The sequence below is a fragment of the Psychrobacter sp. CMS30 genome, from assembly GCF_904846565.1.
Classification (GTDB): Bacteria; Pseudomonadota; Gammaproteobacteria; order Pseudomonadales; family Moraxellaceae; genus Psychrobacter; species Psychrobacter maritimus.
Genome location: NZ_CAJHBF010000008.1, coordinates 118,483 through 134,906 on the forward strand (window position 1 = coordinate 118,483; position 16,424 = coordinate 134,906).

Sequence of the window (16,424 nt, forward strand, 5' to 3'; positions counted from 1 at the left end):
AAGTACTTTTAATCAAAGTTAACCAAATTTAACCAAGGAATCCTGCAAGATTGGCTAGGAACAATAGCGCAAAGCCTGCTAAGAATATCAGTCCTGCAATGGATAAGGCATTCATACCGGCTGATATTTTTTGATGACTGCGTACCAGTGAGTAGTTGAGCCAACCAAAGATAGGCGCAGAGACAAACGCCGATATCATGGCAAATTTCAGCATTGAGCCTAATTGTCCGGTAAAGAAGGTGATAATCACCAGTCCGCCACCAATCGCATAAGTGGTCCAAAAAGCGATTTGCTTCTTATTAATCTCGCTTTGACCTTTAATCAAACGCCAGCATTCGGCATTGGCACGGCCATAGCCATCAGCACAAGTAATGGTAGTACCAAACATACACATAAAGGCGACGAACGCGACCAGTAGTCGTGACCATTCACCAATGGTTGCGGTATACATATTAATCAGCTGGTTAATATAAGCGCCACCAACCAATTCAATCTCTTGACCTGAACCATACTGGACAAACACCCCTAACGCTAAGAAAAACAGCGCCAAAATAGCCGAAACCGCATAGCCAACGTTAAAGTCCAATAAGCCTTGACGATGCGTGGTGTTATCAGCTTTTCTTTTTGCTGAGGTCCACATCGAGGTAATAGCAGCAAACTCAAGTGGCGCTGGCATCCAGCCCATCAGTGCCACAATGAAGCCTAAAGTTGCAAGATTCCAAGGAGAGGCGGCAACAAAATCCACCGCCATAACCGTTGGCTTGCCCGCGGCAATCACGACCGCTGCTACCGTGGCTGACGTCAGGGCAATCATAATCCACTTAGTCACGCCATCGAGCAGCTTATAATGACCGGCAATCAAAAAGAACCATGAGACTGCCACGATGATTAAAGCCAAGCTCATGGTGGATAGACCAAGAGAGGCGGGTAGCATAAAGCCCAATATCACCGCTGCAATCAAGGATACCGCACCGGTACTAATCACCGCTGATAGGATAGAGAGGAGAAAATAAATCCAAAGATAGGCTTTTGAGCGTTTGGCATAACCTGCGATTAAACTCTCGCCGGTGTCATAAACATAATCGGTACCGAAGCGAAAAAACGGGTACTTAAACACGTTGGCTAGAATAATCATAATCGCCAGCTGCCAGCCATAAAGTGCGCCAGCCTGTGTCGATGAAATCAGATGCGAGCCACCGATAGCAGCGGTCGCCATTAAGATACCGGGTCCAAAAATCCGCCAGCTAAATCCTTCTTGCTGCGCGGTCACGGTAGCGCCATCATCCGTGGCGCTCGGGTTGTTGAGTGGTTGTGTGGTCATGAATACCTCGAAATGGTTAAAACGGCAAATTATCACTTACCTGTGTCAGCTTGCCAATGATCATGAGAGAAACGATTTATCAGATAGCTAAATATAAAACGATTCGTCTTGTCTCGACTTTAGCATAATGCTGCTAGACAGGATAATGATTATTCTAATTATTATTACTAATAGTTTGCATGCCCATTCTCGATAGTTAGCATAATAAGTTATGAATATCAAGGGTTTTGAGCAGGTATTTTTTGCCGGTTCTTTATAACACAATACGCCGCCGATATCTGCCATTTGGCGCTATTTAGAGCGCTTTAATGCGCTTTAACGCTGTAAGGTAAAGCTTTGCTTGCGATAAGTGATACCGCGGCGCTCATAGACCTGATAAATCGCGCTCAGCAGGTCAGGGATTTTAGGGTGGACAAAGTCTTTGAGGGTATGCAGGTAAATAGGAGAGGTGGCGTTTTCATGCAGCAGGCGTCGATAGACTATTTGCTCGGTGCGCACCGTTTTTAAGCTGGCAGGTACCAAGGTAATACCTTCGCCCGCGGCAACCAAGCCAAGCGCCACTTGTAAATCACTGACGGTGGTGGTCATAAATGGCGAGATGCCATATTGGGCAAACAGATGCAGCAAGGGTTCGGTCACCGGTTCAAGAGAAGGCTGCTCGTTAGATGACTGTTTATGTCGGCTGCTGCTTTTATCGTTAGCAGAGATATGATTAGTGCGGTTATTAGTGGAGCTGCTAATAGGCGTATTAATAGGTTGGGTGGTCGTTGATATAGGCAAGTGGGTTTGATGGTATAAAATCAAACGGTTATTTGCCAAATCAATCAGACGTTGCTCATCAATATGAGCGAGCGCATGCGCTTTAGGAAGCGCCACCATATAACGCTCATGACGCAATAATATTTGCTGAATCCATGGGTCCTGATGGGCAAAGCGCCCAAAACCTATGTCAATCTCACCGGTTTTTAAGGCTTCGATTTGCTGATAAGAACTGATGTCCTTGAGATTGACCTCAATATCAGGATTGGACTGTTTTAGCTTAGCGATGACTTCGGGTAATAAGCCGTACAGCACCGATGGCACAAAGCCAATATTTAAAGCAGTACTTGGCGCCGATAAGCGCTGGGTCATGCTAGTAACCGTATCAATCTCTGTCAGAATGGCGCTGATTTTATCGTAAAAGAAGACACCCGCTTCTGTCAGATGTAGTGGTCTATGATACCGGTCAACCAATTCCACCCCCATATCGTTCTCAAGCTGCTTGAGCAACCGGCTAAGCGTCGGCTGTGACAACCCTGTTTTGGTGGCAGCGGCGCTAAAGCTTCTTAAGTCCGCGATAGCAATAAAAGCATTGAGCTGTTTTAAATCCATATTGTGATGCCCATCTGTCTATGACGCTTATTTAATCGGATATGTTGGCTATTTTATATAAATAGAAGGAACAAGCGTAAAATTATACTTGAAGGAGAGGAGGCAACCCACTATATTGTGTGGTAACGATAGTGTTACAATTTAGCAAACAATTGATGTAAATTAGCCATACCAACAAAACATGCAAACACGCTGTATTTACCCTCACTCTAGCAATTATCTGTTTTTCGTGGCATTAACTGTTCTGGTATCACTTCATGAGCGATAAAAAAAGCAACCAAAGTGCGGATTTAGAGGCCAATTTAGCGAAAATTGCTAATGCTAAGCCACGACGACGCTCTCGTAAAGACAACATTTATGAGCGCTTTATCACGCGTGTCGAAAATGTAGACAGCAGCGATAATAATACCAATCGCGAACAAGCGAATGTCAACGACGGCAGGCTTGCGCCATTAAAACCGCTAAAAAACGCCGATAAGCTGTCATCATATGAGCCTTTGAGCGCCGCAGAGCTGGAATTATTTGCTAGCCAGCAAGATGAGTTGCGACAAGAGAGCAGTCTACAGGGAACGAATGCCACAAGCACGGGTGTTAATTTAGACTTTTCCGATGAAAATGAGAGTTTGGGTAAAAGTCGTGCAGCAATAGCTGATATAAATGACTCATCAAATACGGAAGAAAATAACGACTATGCATATGAGGGTAATAACCCTACTGCCAGAGAGACATCTTCGTTTTCTAGTACAGCGCCTTTAGATGATGCAAATCGCATTTCTGAAAGCTATGAGAAAAATGAAAGTATTGATATTAAAAGCCTTGATATCGACGATATAGCCACACAAAGCTCAACTATATTAATCCCAGCAAAAGATAAGAAGCTGGCAAGTAGCAAAAAACCGCTTATCATCGGGATGATAGTTGGCTCATTATTGATTGCGGCGGTCGTATTGACCCTTATCTTTACTGTTTCCTATCAGCCAACACATCGACTGAGCCGGCGCTACCTGCTAATGCTGGCACGCCTAAAAGTAATAATGACAGCAGTGGCAATAAGGTAGCTACAGCAAGTAATACGCCTGAAGCTAGCAATCAGTCAACCGTAGATGCTCAAACCAGTGTACCAAGCACTGGCAATAAAGACCTTGATAATAAAAACACTGCCAAGAATAAACAAGGTGCCGATGGTCAATCTACCGCCGCCACGACCAATAATTCAGAAAATGAATCGGCATCTGAGCCAGCTATTACATACGAGGATTTTAGAGAAGAGTCACAAAGTACGTTATTTCGTGAGACCAACGATTAAGATGACTTAATATACTAAAAAGGCATTAAATCTGTGCTTTTATACCGTTTATCCGCTAATCCTAGCGCTCATACCAAAAACCGTTGCATCGAGTCATAGGTTACGTATCATCATATAAAGACGCGGATATATACCGCTCATCATATATATGGATACGGTACTGACTTATGAGCCCCTCAAGTAATGACATAAATCCTGATATCGCTACAAAGCTGCCTAGCAATAGCTTTAACAGTGATGATGTTATCTTGAATATCGAGGGTCGAAAGCGTATGCGTCGGCCCTATGAGCGCTACATGCAGCAGCAAGCCATGCAAAAATCGTTAGAAAATACTGCAGCTGATGTGACTATGGTACATAAGCTACATAAGCAGAGAGAGAACCATCAATCCTCAGATATCATTCATTCTAACGAAACGGTCACCTCTCACCAATCAACTTCTCCATTTTGTGCTGACACAGCTAAACCTACAAAGAAACCTAGAAAGAGTAGGTCGCTTAATCATGCCAAGTTTCTCAGTGTCATGGCTATCTTTTGCGCTGTCTTCTTGCTTGCCGTATTTGCCTTCAATTATTTACTCTCAAAAAATTCTCAGGTACTACTAGGAGTTAACAGCGCGTCAGTTGCTCAGAATACGGCATCTGCCAAGCAAATTAATACAAACTTAGCAAATGCAGACATAAGAACCGACCCTAATTCTATTCCTAGTTTCATTGCACCACGAGATGAGACACAAAATGAAAGGCAAAATGGTAATGAGCAAATCAATACTATGAAGGCTATAAAAGTTAAAACAACACTTAGCGAGCATGATTTTAGACAAGAGGCGCAGAATACCTTATTCCGTGACTCAGAAAAACAGGCCAGCCAGAAGCCTGACATTGCGACTCAGCCAGAAATTAACCCGCAAGATTTTAAAGCAGAAGCTAAGAGCATCTTGTATCGGGATGAGACTAAAGCAGGTAAATAATCTGAGACGGTCTTAATTTCAAAGCCTGTCTATTTCAGACTATTCTGCTGGCAATTGGCTAAAAAATACGTGAGAGCAAACCAACACCTTAGACAACTTCCATTTCTAATATTGCAGATGAAGTTTCTCACTGACTATATTTTATCACCACATAATTATCTTCAAGACTGGTATCTAGCTCAACATGATAAGTAGCAAGCGTGACACTCTTATCATCCAAACATTGACCGGTGGCAAAGTTAAATCTCTGCTTATAAATAGGTGAGTCCACATATAGCACCGCTTCATCAATGCCAGCATCGTTGGTAACAGTAGTGCCTCCAATTAACCCTCTAGATAATACATTGGCCTGACTAAACGGGTCATAGTTATCAAGCGCGAACAGCTTAGCCTCTTTGGTGCGAAATCCCACTCACACACATTTAGGATAATCTCGCTAGTGATGTCATTCACTCTTAGATCACCAATTTCGTGGCACATATACCCCAAGCACAAGTTCCAAAACTTGAGCGTCGACTCACTGAATGCCGCCTTGTTTACTTAACCTTATAAGGCGCGTTCTTTAAGTGCGCATATTTATTGGTTTTTTCTTATTAGTGGCGGGCTTTGGGATGAACACCTTTCGCTACAAGGCTAAGTTTAGTATAGACACCGCTTTGTACTTAACCTCATATAAGCCGGCATCATCAATATTGCATAGCATGATTTTGGGCAGCTTGCCTTCAAGGTGTGGATGCGCGTAACGCAGGTAATACGATTTTTTGCGATTTGGCGAAACCCGCACACTCAAACCTGCAATACCCGAAATACTAACCGAATACGAATTATTTTGAGCACTGAGATTGTTTGTCGCCATTACTTGTATACATAGTAATTGTTGGTGATAAATATAGATGAGCCACATAACCAATTGCTTATCTAGTAATCGGACATCTTAATGGACACCTAAAACATCAATGGTATCCCGTTACCCAGAATCTAAAACACCCTCATTTTTCGAGGGATTGATTCGCTGTCCGCAGTTCTTTTTGAATCTGCAGTAATCCATTTATTTGCTCTTGCGCTTATTTTGTCTGCTCCATTAATTCAATTTGGTAGGTTTCCTTATTGTTTATAGCTACCAAGTAATTCCTTATTTTGCGCTTTCAATACATCTTTTTGTTTCGTCAGCTCGAACTGCCGTTCTGATAATTGCTTAATTCTTCAATCAATCGAATTAAATACGTTTATTTATGGCTAGTAGTATAAAGTTTAGCTTGCAATATATTCATTAAAAGATATATATTGATTTGGAGTCGTTTAATACAAGATATAGAATTACTTTACTTGACTATTATAAAAATACTACGTTATTGACAATTACATTGCCATCGAAGTCTACTCCATACATGTAGAAGCTACTCTAAAAAACGGTTACGTTTTTTAGAGTGTTTTAATGACAAATATTAATAACGATGACACCTTAAATTCTCTGCTCAAATATATGCCTGTTTGTGATCTTAAGTATGGCAAAGATATAAATCTCTTAAATATTGAAAGAAATAAAAACCATAGCCCATTCCGTTTAGCTCGTATTTTGGTCTCTTAAATTATTGCTCAAGATGAATTGATTTATTCTGTTAAAAGGTTTTTCTAAAAATAGGGTAGGGCTGACGTATTTCTAGTAGAAACAGTAGTGTTTTGGTACTTTCTATTTTAAATTGGCTGCTATACCTAACTTATTTTTTATGAGGGGTTATCTTTATGTATTTGAGTCTGATAGTGCCTTTTTACAATAGAGATATTTTTTCTTTGACTCTATTAAAAACTCTGACTGAACTGTCTCTAGATGGTGTAGAAATAATTCTTGTTGACGATGGGTCTACAGATAATACTTACCGTGATCTTAGTAGCTATAAGGATGGTTTGCCAGATCAAAACATACAGTTGATAAAGCAGGGTAATAAAGGTCCTGGTGGTGCGAGAAACGCAGGACTAAAATTCTCTCAAGCCAAATACGTTTGGTTTGTTGATTCAGATGATGATATTACGCAGGAAGCTGTTGATTTTATTAAGGAGAACAGCGCCAGTAGTTATGACGTTATTCATTTTAACTATTTGGCAGGGGGTATAGAAAGGAGTGGTTTAGAGGTAGAGCCTGGTAGTTATATTAATGCTATCGAGGTTCGCGCAATTTTATTAGGTAGTGTTGTGCCCTTGTGGTCTAATGTTTATAGTCGTGAAATGCTTATTGATAATGACATTTACTACCCAGAATATTGCTATTATGAAGACAATTCGCTTGATTTTATATATCCTTTTTTTGTAAAGAGCTTATTAAATACAAACATTCTTGCTTATAAGTATAATGAAGACAATGAGTCTATCTGTAGGTCTAAACCCAATCCAAGAACACTTGACCGGCTGTATACGGCCGAGTATGGGTTTGAAGAGGGTTTAAAGCATGCATTAAATAAAGAGGAGATTGATATTCTAGAAAAATTGTTTGTGCGTCTGTATCTAGTGAACAGCGTAGCTATATATACAACTATAAAGCCTAGTAAACAATGGTTTGTTATGTGGCGGATAATGAAAAACTACCGAAGATTAGCAAAAGATTTAAATATAAGCGACTCCTTCTTCGATGCCTATAATAACTTACCAGGATTAAGCTCTAAGTTTAAATTATTTTTATATTTTCACTGGCTGTCTTCGTATGCATTACCTGGAAATACGGCAAAGTATTTCGAGAGTGTCCGTAGGAAGGCTTGGCAATAATGTATTAACTAATTTACAGTCTTAGATTCCTCGGTAAATAAGGATGTTTGACATACTGATGAACTTAATATCGCATACACTTCATTTAACATAATATACATTATGCGAAAACAAACCAACGGTCTTAAGAGTCTAGCAGATAATATTTTAGACACTGCATCTTAGACACTGCGATTTTCGAATACTTCCATTGATTTATATTTGTACTTATTCAAAAATATTTTTATCGGCATTTAAAATTAATATCAGTCTCGGCGCACAATCAATATTTCAGGTTTCAGTTAACGACAAGCGTTTTGCAAATGCTCTCGTAAAGATGAACCGTCCTCATCTAAGATAACGTCTGCCACTTGGCAGGTAGAATCATCACAGGACAATTCATAATACACATCATTGCCTTGCGCCAAGCTGACTTGAACCAATCCTTGCGTGGTCACTGAAAACTTTTTCTCTTGCCCATAGTCAGGATCTTGGGAGCTCCACAGCACGTCATAACCAATATGACATGAGGTTTGCTCTCTAGCAAAGTAATCTTGCTCAAGCCGCATGGCCGCCTGTAGCTCTTGATTGCCATATTGTTGTAATACCACCGGATAATCTTGACCCTGATTATTCACATCTTGCTGGTACATATCAGCGATGGTCGTGACTTTCATGGCGAAAGCCGTCTGTAAGGCCTCTGTTAGATTGGCGGTCGCAGAAATAGCAGTAAACCCTAGGAATAGCATCATTATAGAAAATAGTGTCTTCTGCATGGCGTCCTCCATCTGCTATTACATATTTAGTATGTATACTCATTAAAACACATATAAACTACTACTTTACTGCACAATTGTGTTGGTAAGGTTTATCGGACAAAAACCTTGTTTACACAGCACCATTATTAACTTTGAGCAGTTATGAGTACTATTGATGAGCAAAACCTCATTTAACTCAGTACTTATTTAGGTCTCAGGTCCAATGCCGCTATTATAATTTTAATAAGCTACGATAAGGATATTCTTACGATGCCGTCATCTCGTTTTAATATTTTTCAGTCAGGTTTTTATAAATTAACGACTGCTGCCTGCTTTGTCTCCCTACTTGTTGCGACTGGCTGCTCATCTTCTGCTGAATCCAATGTCAAAATACCCAGTCAGCAAAACGGTAATACCTCAGCGCCTATCGTCTCTGATGCCAGCCAGCAAACACTTAGACAGCAAGCTTTGCGTATTCAGCGTGCCCTAGCGAATGACGACTTTGCGCGCATCACCAATGATATCCATCCGACTCGCGGCGTACGTTTTTCAATGTATGCCTATGTGCGCCCTGAGACCGATAAAGTCTTTAGCCGTGAACAATTCGCCCAATACTTACAACAAGCCAAAATCCGTTTTACTTGGGGTGATTTAGATGGCTCTGGCGACACATTGGTGATTCCGCTACCAGAATACTTAGATACGTGGGTCGCTGGTGAGAAATATAACAATGCCAGTATCAGCGTTAATGAGTTTAAGCATAACGGCAGTATGATCAATAACTTAAAAGAGATTTACCCCAATTCAGAGTTTGTTGAGTTTTATCATAAAGGCTCAGAGCAATACTCTGGTATGGACTGGCGTATCCTACGCTTAGTGTTTGATGAGTACCAAGGCAAACGTTATCTGGTTGCTATTGTCAATGAACAATGGACGGTTTAAATAATTTTTACCTATAAAAACAAGTGCTTACAGTCATAAAAACCAACAATAATGGGCAGTATTATTAAATCAGTACACTGCCCTTTTTATGGTTTTTTTAAGCTATTAAACGGATAATTAAGAAATTAGCGACTGAAAAATCTGTAAAAATACTCATAAACTGAGTAAACATTGATGATTTTTATAGGTCGTATAGAAGGTAGTAGCAGTACCCCTATCCTCTTTGCTTTCATATACTGGATAATCATACGCTTCCTCAAAAACGCCCTTATAACTATCTAGTTTATCCAAGCCTTTTGTAGTTAAATCTGCTTTGTTGTTTATATTCATTAAATGATAAATGTCACTATAATCAACCCCTTTTTGTCTCATCTCCATAATATTGAAAGCAAAAGCTGACTGAGTTGAACAAAAATCTTCATTATTATCAGATATATTTTTGACTTTATCGAGGGTTGAATCTATATATACTCCTAACTCTTGCAGCTCTTTAGGGTATTGTGAGGGCGCATTGATAGCATAGGCCGGATGCGTTATCAGCAAAGCATAAATTAAAATTAGCAATTTTTTCATGAAATTCATATTCTCGTAAGTATGGTTTTTTCTAATCGCTTTTACCAAGACACCTTTCATTCATAGTGGCGTTTGGCGAAAAAACTTCACCATTATATCGTAAATATCAGGGTAAGCGTCGACCAGCTTTTGCGGTGTTTCAAAAAATACCTCACTCAGTACCGCAAAAAACTCCGCAGGATTGGTCGCGCCATAACGGTCGAGACCTGATTTATGATGGCTTTGAAAATCCTCAAAATCTCGCGTCATAATCTCAGTCCAGCGCGCAGGATCCATATCCGCTTGCAGCGGCGGAAAGCCATTAGCACGACCATTTAGCATATCAAGTTTATGCACAAACTCATGAATGACAACATTGTGACCATCGCGCTCGCCTGAGTGTTTGGCATCCTTCCATGACAGAATAACAGGACCACGCAGCCACGCTTCGCCGCTACGGTGCTGACTGCCCTCATGGACAACCCCCAACTCATCCACGGTGGTGGTTTCGCTTTTGTAAGAACCTGGATAAATAATAATGGCTGACCAGCCAGCATACCACTCAAGGCTTAGGTTTAAAATAGGCAGGCAAGCTTGTAAGGCGATAGATTGCCTAACCGCATCGGTAATCTCAAAACCCTGCGCGCCAGTAATCGACTTATCCGCCAAAAACAACGTCGCCAGCTCAAACAAGCGTGTTAGCTCATCCTCGTTTAGCCTCTCAAGTATCACAATACGCTTGGCAGCTTGCAGCCAGTCAGCATGGGTAAACTCGCTGTTGTCCAATATGCGCTGCTCGCGCCAGTCTTTTATCATGCTAAACATATTGAATTTCCTTTAATTTCGTCGTTAGACTGTACTTTTTATTATTAGCGTTATGTGTTTTATGGGGTTAAATGGTGCTGACAATAAGCCTGTTTATCAAGATTCTAACGACAACATATTCATAATTAGTTTAATCAAGGTTTCTTTTTGGTTGGGGTCAGATTCAGCGACCAACAAGGTTAATGCGGCAAGCCCCGTGTTATTAATAACCATGTCACCTTGATCATTGAGCAGTCGATTATTACGATGCAGAAAATCTACAAACAAAAAAGCGCCGCTGCGTTTATTGCCATCGGTAAAAGGATGGTTTTTGACCATAAAGTACAGCAGATGCGCCGCTTTACTCTCGATGGTCGGGTATGCAGGCTCGCCAAACACCGTCTGCTCTAAATTACCCAGTACACTGTCCAAACCATCACCACGAGGCTTGGCAAATAACTCAGTCGCCTCACCTCTATCTATCAGCTGCGCTTTCAAATCCGTCAGCGCTGCCATCGCCTCAGTCGGACTGGGTAAGATACCGCCATCCTCCCCTGCAGGATTATCAAGCAATCCTTCATCATAGCGCTGTAACCATAAAAATGTCTGTGTATAACGACTGATAATCTCAACCAAGCCGCGACCTTCATCGGTTTTCAGCTCGGGACTTTGCGCGGTTTTTCTGATCAAATTTAATGCTTGTTGTAGCTCGCTTGAGTTTTTATCAAAGCGCTCTTGATTGAGTGTATAGCCTTGCACCAAGTATTCACGTAGGCGCTGGGTTGCCCAGCGTCTAAACTGCACACCTTGGGGAGATTTGATGCGATAACCCACTGAGATAACCACATCTAAGTCATAAAACGTCACAGGGCGATCAGAATTTGCAATATGCATTTTTTGCATATTGCTTTTTTCAGCAATTTCTTCATCGTTTATAGCATTGGCAATATGACGCGAAATCACTGACTGGTCACGACCAAACAACTCGGTCATTTGTGCTTGCGTGAGCCAAACAGTCTCTTGCTCGAAGCGAACGTCTACCTGCGCCTCTCCATCAGCGCTTTCATATATCTCTACTTTTGCCACGTCATCATTCATAACGTTAATCATCTCAGCTCTTCCCAATCCTAATCCCAGTATAAATGCTTGCGCTGCTGTGGTTATTATTCTTAATAGGCAAATCATACAGTGACGGCATGACAGAGTACATAACAATGACTATCCTGTGCTTGTGCTTGTGCTTGTGCTTGTGCTTGTGCTTGTGCTTGTGCTTGTGCTTGGAGTATCTCTCGGCGTATAACCGAAATGCTGCTTATAAATGCGTGAAAAGTAACCTTGGTCACCATAACCGACTCTATGCGCCACTTCATCGATGGTTACGTAACTTTTGGTTTTTAAAATATGATTGGCCTGCTTTAAACGTAGCTCCTTTACCCATTCCGAAAAACTATAGGGCAACTCAGCAAACAGTTTATGCAAGTATCTGACCGATATATGACAAGCAGCAGCGACCATCGCTGGGGTTAAAGCGGGGTTTTCTAGGTGCTGATGGACGTAATGCTCGATGCGCTTTAGATGTACCGACTGTATAGACGAGCTGCTACTCATCATCACCTCTTTTGGGGCGCTTAATGTCAATACAATAAGGTTAAGCAGCTGCTGCTCTAGGATTTTAACCTCTAAAGCCGCCAATCGATGCTGCTGAATCAGCTCTAATATTTGTCTGATTTGAAAAACCAGCAACCTGCCTGCCCCTTCATCAATAGACAGACTGCGGGCAAACTGCCGCTCTATAGTGCCCATTTGCGGGGTTAATAGCGCTAAAGGCACCTTAATTACATATAACGACACTTGCTGCAGATGATAAAACTCATAAGGTAAGTTTGATAATTCAATAAAGAACTGACCCGGGCTTGAGGTTAATTGGCGGTTTTTTTGCGCAAAACGGACGCTACCGTTCACAGGAAAGGTGATTAAAATACTGTCGTCGCTACTATTGTCCTTAACGCCGTCACTAGACTGATTGCTTACTAAGCTGCGTTTATAATGCACGGTATTGGCATGATAATGAGACACGCCGATATCCAAAAGCTTGGCGTGTTGCAAGTAACCAGAAAACTGACTTGGCTGGCGAAAGCTTACATTGAGATCAAAATAGGTGTCATTGATGGTGCGCTTCCAATCAAACGCGTCTAAAGTTTGAGGAGCACTTATAGCAGGCGTTGAAGATATTGGCGCAAATGGGGTTAATAGTGGTGATGATATTGCCGAATTTGAAATAGAATGGTCCCCTACAATGTCTATGAGACTATCGCTGTTTGCTGTGCTATTGGCATTGGTATTGGTATTGTCTGTATCGCGACTTGCATTCATCCTTGAATACTCTATGAATAAAAAATGAGCGGTAATGGCTGCTTATACACTAAGCGCTATTTGTAAGCATTTTATTAGATGTTAAGCGGTTATTTTTATATCATAAACGTATTATTACCCTGATGTCTAAATATGATACCTAAAACAAACATCAGGCATTAAACGAGGTTTAATGCCTGATGGGAAAACTGTAAAGCGATAACGATGAAAACAGCAAGCTAAGCGGCTTTGGTCAGCTTATAAGTGCCCGTCTCATGCAATTCTGCTTGCCAGCCTTTTTTAATCACAATCGTGGTGGTTGGCTCTTGAATAAGCGCCGGTCCTGCAATCAGCGCCCCTGCCCCAAATTCTTCACCATTATAAATAGGCGTATCAATCCATTCGTATTCTTGATCCATGATCATCTCACGGCTGCCAACTTGCGCCTGACTGATATTACCTTGTTGCTTAGCAAGCTCTGGTAGCTTGGGCTTACTGATTTTACCGATGACAGCGACTTCGATATTGACCAGCTCGACCTTATTGTCACGCTCATCATAAGTATAGAGCTCTTTATGACGATGGTGGAAGGCTTCTAAAATCGTTTGCACGCTATCGGCATCAAGCTTGCCATTGGGTATCAGTACATTACACTCATGCACCTGCCCGACGTAACGCATCTCCATGGTTCGCTCGATGATAATATCGTCTTCTGCAAAGCCATCTTCTAGCAGCTTTTGCACGCCCAAGCTTTCTAGCTCATGTAAGGTGGCATTGAGTGACTGTAGTTCTGAATCTGGCGCAATAATCATCATCTGCGTGGCCAGATAATTATATTTGATATCAGAGATGATTTGACCAAAGGCACAGAGACAAGAAGCAATCTTTGGTATCAAGATAGTACCAATACCCATCTCTTCTGCCAAGTCGACAATATGCATGCCAGCAGCGCCGCCGGCACAAATAAGCGCAAAGTCGCGAGGGTCATAGCCTTTTTCAATGGTAATACGGCGAATACCGTTTGCCATGTTTTGATTAACGATGGCGCTGATACCAAAGGCTGCATGTGCCAAGTCAATTTTTAATGGATCAGCGATATGTTTTTGTACCGCTTGCAGCGCTTTGTCTTTATCCAAAGTCACGCAGCCGCCTAGCACCGCATCGGGCTCTAAGTAGCCTAAGACCAGATTGGCATCGGTAACCGTTGGCAACTCACCGCCTTTACCATAAGAAGCTGGACCTGGGGTCGCGCCAGCACTTTGTGGACCGACCTCGAGCATACCAAAGTTATTCACATGACCAATAGAGCCGCCACCTGCGCCCAGAGTCTCGACATGAATCATCGGTACACCAATACGATTGCGTAAGAAATCAATATCACGGTTTAGGCTGGTTCGGCCAGATTTGGCCATAGTGATGTCAAAAGACGTACCGCCCATATCGACGGTAATAATATTATCAATACCAAAGGCGCTGGCAATATATAAACCGGCTTGCGGTGCTGATGCGGGTCCTGAGTTGATGGCATTAACCGCGCGTTCGCGCATGATGTTACCGACCGCAAGCCCGCCATTCGACTGAAAGTAACGAACGGGCTGCTCAGCGCCGAGTGCCTTAAAGTAATCATCAATCTTATGTACATAAGACGCCATAACCGGGCTTAAATAGGCATTCACCAGTGTCGTTGAGGTACGCGTATATTCCTTAATCTGCGGATATACTTCACTACCGCAGCAGACAAACACCCCCGGCATATGCTGCTCAATCAGCTCTTTGGCACGCTGTTCATGCTGAGTATTACGGATAGACCACACAAAAGAGATGGCAACCGCTTGCACGTCTTGCTGTTTTAACACTTCAATCGCATCGAGGATATCTTGCTCATTTAACGGCTCGTGTTCGGTGCCGTCTGCTAAGATACGGCCACGGATAGGAAAGCGGCGGTCACGCGTGGCAATCTGCGGCGCTGGCGGGTAACTGGCATCATAGCGGTGCCCTTCTTCTTTGTGCCCTAAGCGTATCTCGATACTGTCTTCATGCCCTTTGGTACATAGCAAGCCCACTTTCACGCCCGTCATTTGAATCAATGCATTCAGTGCGACTGTCGTACCATTAATACACAAGTCGCAGGCTTGAATAATGTCTTCGATAGGACGGTTAAATTTGTTGGCAATTTGCTGTAGACCATTGGCAATGGCTAAGGTGCCATCTTCTGGGGTCGATGGCGCTTTAAACAGATGAATGTCACCGGTTTTTTCTGCCAAGACAAAATCTGTAAAAGTCCCGCCAGCATCAACGCCAATACGAAAATCGTTGTTCATAAGTCATCCTTAACTCAATCATGAAAGTTCAATGTGTGTTTTATGCGGTTATCTGGCGGCGTAAGTACTCAGTCTCAGCCTCATTGAGCGCCAGAGTTTCTGGGTCAATTACCACGCCGTATTCAATCTTTGCCGCAGAGATTGAGATAATCCTTTCTTTTACATCCTTGATGACCGCTTGAATATCGCGATCAAATGAGCTGCCGTAGCCGCCGCCACCCGGATTGGTGTTGCGCGCGCGTTCACCCGGTGTGATTTCCGTAACGGTGTTTTTTCTATATAAGTCCGTTTGTCCGTCTTTATGTAGTATCTCTAGACGCCCAACTTTCAGCTCGGGTGAGATTTGTTCCGCGCCGCCGGCGCCCATAGTAGGATGCTGACGACCTTCGCCAAAGGCAATAACCGTCATAGTATGGTCTAATGGCTCAACTTCCCAAACCGTACCGCAGCCGCCGCGATACTCGCCTGCGCCGCCACTGTCTTCTGCCAAGCCATACTTATGAATTAAGATAGGATACTGGTACTCTAACAGCTCAATATCTCCCGAGCTTAGCGCCCCAAAGCAGCTCAATGGCCCACAAGCATGCCAGCCATCCATTTGTTGGGTGGCGCCGGCCCCTGAAATAATAGACGCCAAAATCATGGTGACGTATTGCTCGCCAGTTTTTGGGTCGATACCAGCGATATTGATCCCTGATGAATGTCCCCAAGAGGCGGTAACGCGCTCTGGTGCTGCTGCTTCAAATGCCATACGTACCGCATCGGTCAAGGTTTCCATCGGCGTGGTCGTACAGTTGACATGCGGCGCCGGTTCTTTGGCATTACATAAGGTGCCATGCTCGCCCAAATCAACGGTCACACAGCGATATAAGCCTTCGTTATACGGCGGCTCTACTTGAGCAAACATCATTAGCCCAAGTAATACCCCTGACATCGAGTTACCGGCATAAGAGTTGATAAAGTAAGGGACTTGCGGCGGACTGGGGATTT

Annotated in this window: 15 protein-coding genes; 4 read left to right on the plus strand and 11 right to left on the minus strand. The window is 42.6% G+C overall.

Features of this window, described 5'->3' with window-relative positions; all coding sequences use genetic code 11:
* Window positions 1-28 precede the first annotated feature (28 nt).
* The gene (locus tag JMX94_RS06140) at window positions 29-1,321 is read right to left on the minus strand and encodes an NRAMP family divalent metal transporter (protein ID WP_193031177.1); all 1,293 of its coding nucleotides are present in this window, start codon (window positions 1,319-1,321) and stop codon (window positions 29-31) included.
* Between the two features lie 315 nt (window positions 1,322-1,636).
* Window positions 1,637-2,692: a LysR family transcriptional regulator gene (locus JMX94_RS06145; RefSeq protein ID WP_201564158.1), complete on the minus strand. Its 1,056-nt coding sequence runs from the start codon at window positions 2,690-2,692 to the stop codon at window positions 1,637-1,639.
* Window positions 2,693-2,949: 257 nt separating this feature from the next.
* Between JMX94_RS06145 and JMX94_RS06150 the strand changes: the two genes are divergently transcribed.
* Both JMX94_RS06150 and JMX94_RS06155 read left to right on the plus strand, forming a co-directional pair.
* Window positions 2,950-3,750 (plus strand): hypothetical protein, encoded by an 801-nt coding sequence (locus JMX94_RS06150; RefSeq protein WP_201564160.1) that lies wholly within the window; start codon window positions 2,950-2,952, stop codon window positions 3,748-3,750.
* A 415-nt stretch (window positions 3,751-4,165) separates the two neighbouring features.
* On the plus strand, window positions 4,166-4,969 hold the full coding sequence (locus JMX94_RS06155; protein WP_201564162.1) for a hypothetical protein: 804 nt from the start codon (window positions 4,166-4,168) through the stop codon (window positions 4,967-4,969).
* A 127-nt stretch (window positions 4,970-5,096) separates the two neighbouring features.
* Here the strand turns inward: JMX94_RS06155 and JMX94_RS06160 are convergent, their stop codons facing one another.
* Both JMX94_RS06160 and JMX94_RS06165 read right to left on the minus strand, forming a co-directional pair.
* Entirely contained in the window at window positions 5,097-5,381 is a 285-nt protein-coding gene (locus JMX94_RS06160) for a nitrite reductase (NAD(P)H) small subunit (RefSeq protein WP_227673541.1), read from the minus strand.
* A 213-nt stretch (window positions 5,382-5,594) separates the two neighbouring features.
* Window positions 5,595-5,873 carry a hypothetical protein gene (locus JMX94_RS06165; RefSeq protein ID WP_201564164.1) on the minus strand — a complete coding sequence of 93 codons (279 nt, stop codon included), beginning with the start codon at window positions 5,871-5,873 and terminating at the stop codon, window positions 5,595-5,597.
* Window positions 5,874-6,712: 839 nt separating this feature from the next.
* Between JMX94_RS06165 and JMX94_RS06170 the strand changes: the two genes are divergently transcribed.
* Window positions 6,713-7,726, plus strand: coding sequence for a glycosyltransferase (locus tag JMX94_RS06170; RefSeq protein ID WP_201564166.1), 1,014 nt, complete (start codon window positions 6,713-6,715; stop codon window positions 7,724-7,726).
* A gap of 281 nt (window positions 7,727-8,007) precedes the next feature.
* Here JMX94_RS06170 and JMX94_RS06175 read toward each other — a convergent pair whose 3' ends face one another.
* Entirely contained in the window at window positions 8,008-8,481 is a 474-nt protein-coding gene (locus JMX94_RS06175) for a hypothetical protein (RefSeq protein WP_201564168.1), read from the minus strand.
* 252 nt (window positions 8,482-8,733) lie between these two features.
* Here JMX94_RS06175 and JMX94_RS06180 point away from each other — a divergent pair, with 252 nt between their 5' ends.
* On the plus strand, window positions 8,734-9,405 hold the full coding sequence (locus JMX94_RS06180) for a hypothetical protein (RefSeq protein ID WP_201564170.1): 672 nt from the start codon (window positions 8,734-8,736) through the stop codon (window positions 9,403-9,405).
* A 153-nt stretch (window positions 9,406-9,558) separates the two neighbouring features.
* Here JMX94_RS06180 and JMX94_RS06185 read toward each other — a convergent pair whose 3' ends face one another.
* The 6 genes from JMX94_RS06185 to JMX94_RS06210 form a co-directional block, all read right to left on the minus strand.
* Entirely contained in the window at window positions 9,559-10,038 is a 480-nt protein-coding gene (locus JMX94_RS06185; RefSeq protein WP_201564172.1) for a hypothetical protein, read from the minus strand.
* Window positions 10,039-10,782 carry a zinc-dependent peptidase gene (locus JMX94_RS06190; RefSeq protein ID WP_201564173.1) on the minus strand — a complete coding sequence of 248 codons (744 nt, stop codon included), beginning with the start codon at window positions 10,780-10,782 and terminating at the stop codon, window positions 10,039-10,041. It abuts the gene before it with no gap.
* Window positions 10,783-10,878: 96 nt separating this feature from the next.
* Window positions 10,879-11,871, minus strand: coding sequence for a RhuM family protein (gene rhuM, locus JMX94_RS06195; RefSeq protein WP_201564175.1), 993 nt, complete (start codon window positions 11,869-11,871; stop codon window positions 10,879-10,881).
* A 108-nt stretch (window positions 11,872-11,979) separates the two neighbouring features.
* Window positions 11,980-13,134, minus strand: a complete 1,155-nt coding sequence (locus JMX94_RS06200) for an AraC family transcriptional regulator (protein ID WP_201564177.1) — start codon at window positions 13,132-13,134, stop codon at window positions 11,980-11,982.
* Window positions 13,135-13,352: 218 nt separating this feature from the next.
* Window positions 13,353-15,434 (minus strand): hydantoinase/oxoprolinase family protein, encoded by a 2,082-nt coding sequence (locus JMX94_RS06205; protein WP_201564179.1) that lies wholly within the window; start codon window positions 15,432-15,434, stop codon window positions 13,353-13,355.
* A 40-nt stretch (window positions 15,435-15,474) separates the two neighbouring features.
* The coding region (locus JMX94_RS06210) for a hydantoinase B/oxoprolinase family protein (protein WP_201564181.1) at window positions 15,475-16,424 on the minus strand (950 nt) is incomplete at its 5' end.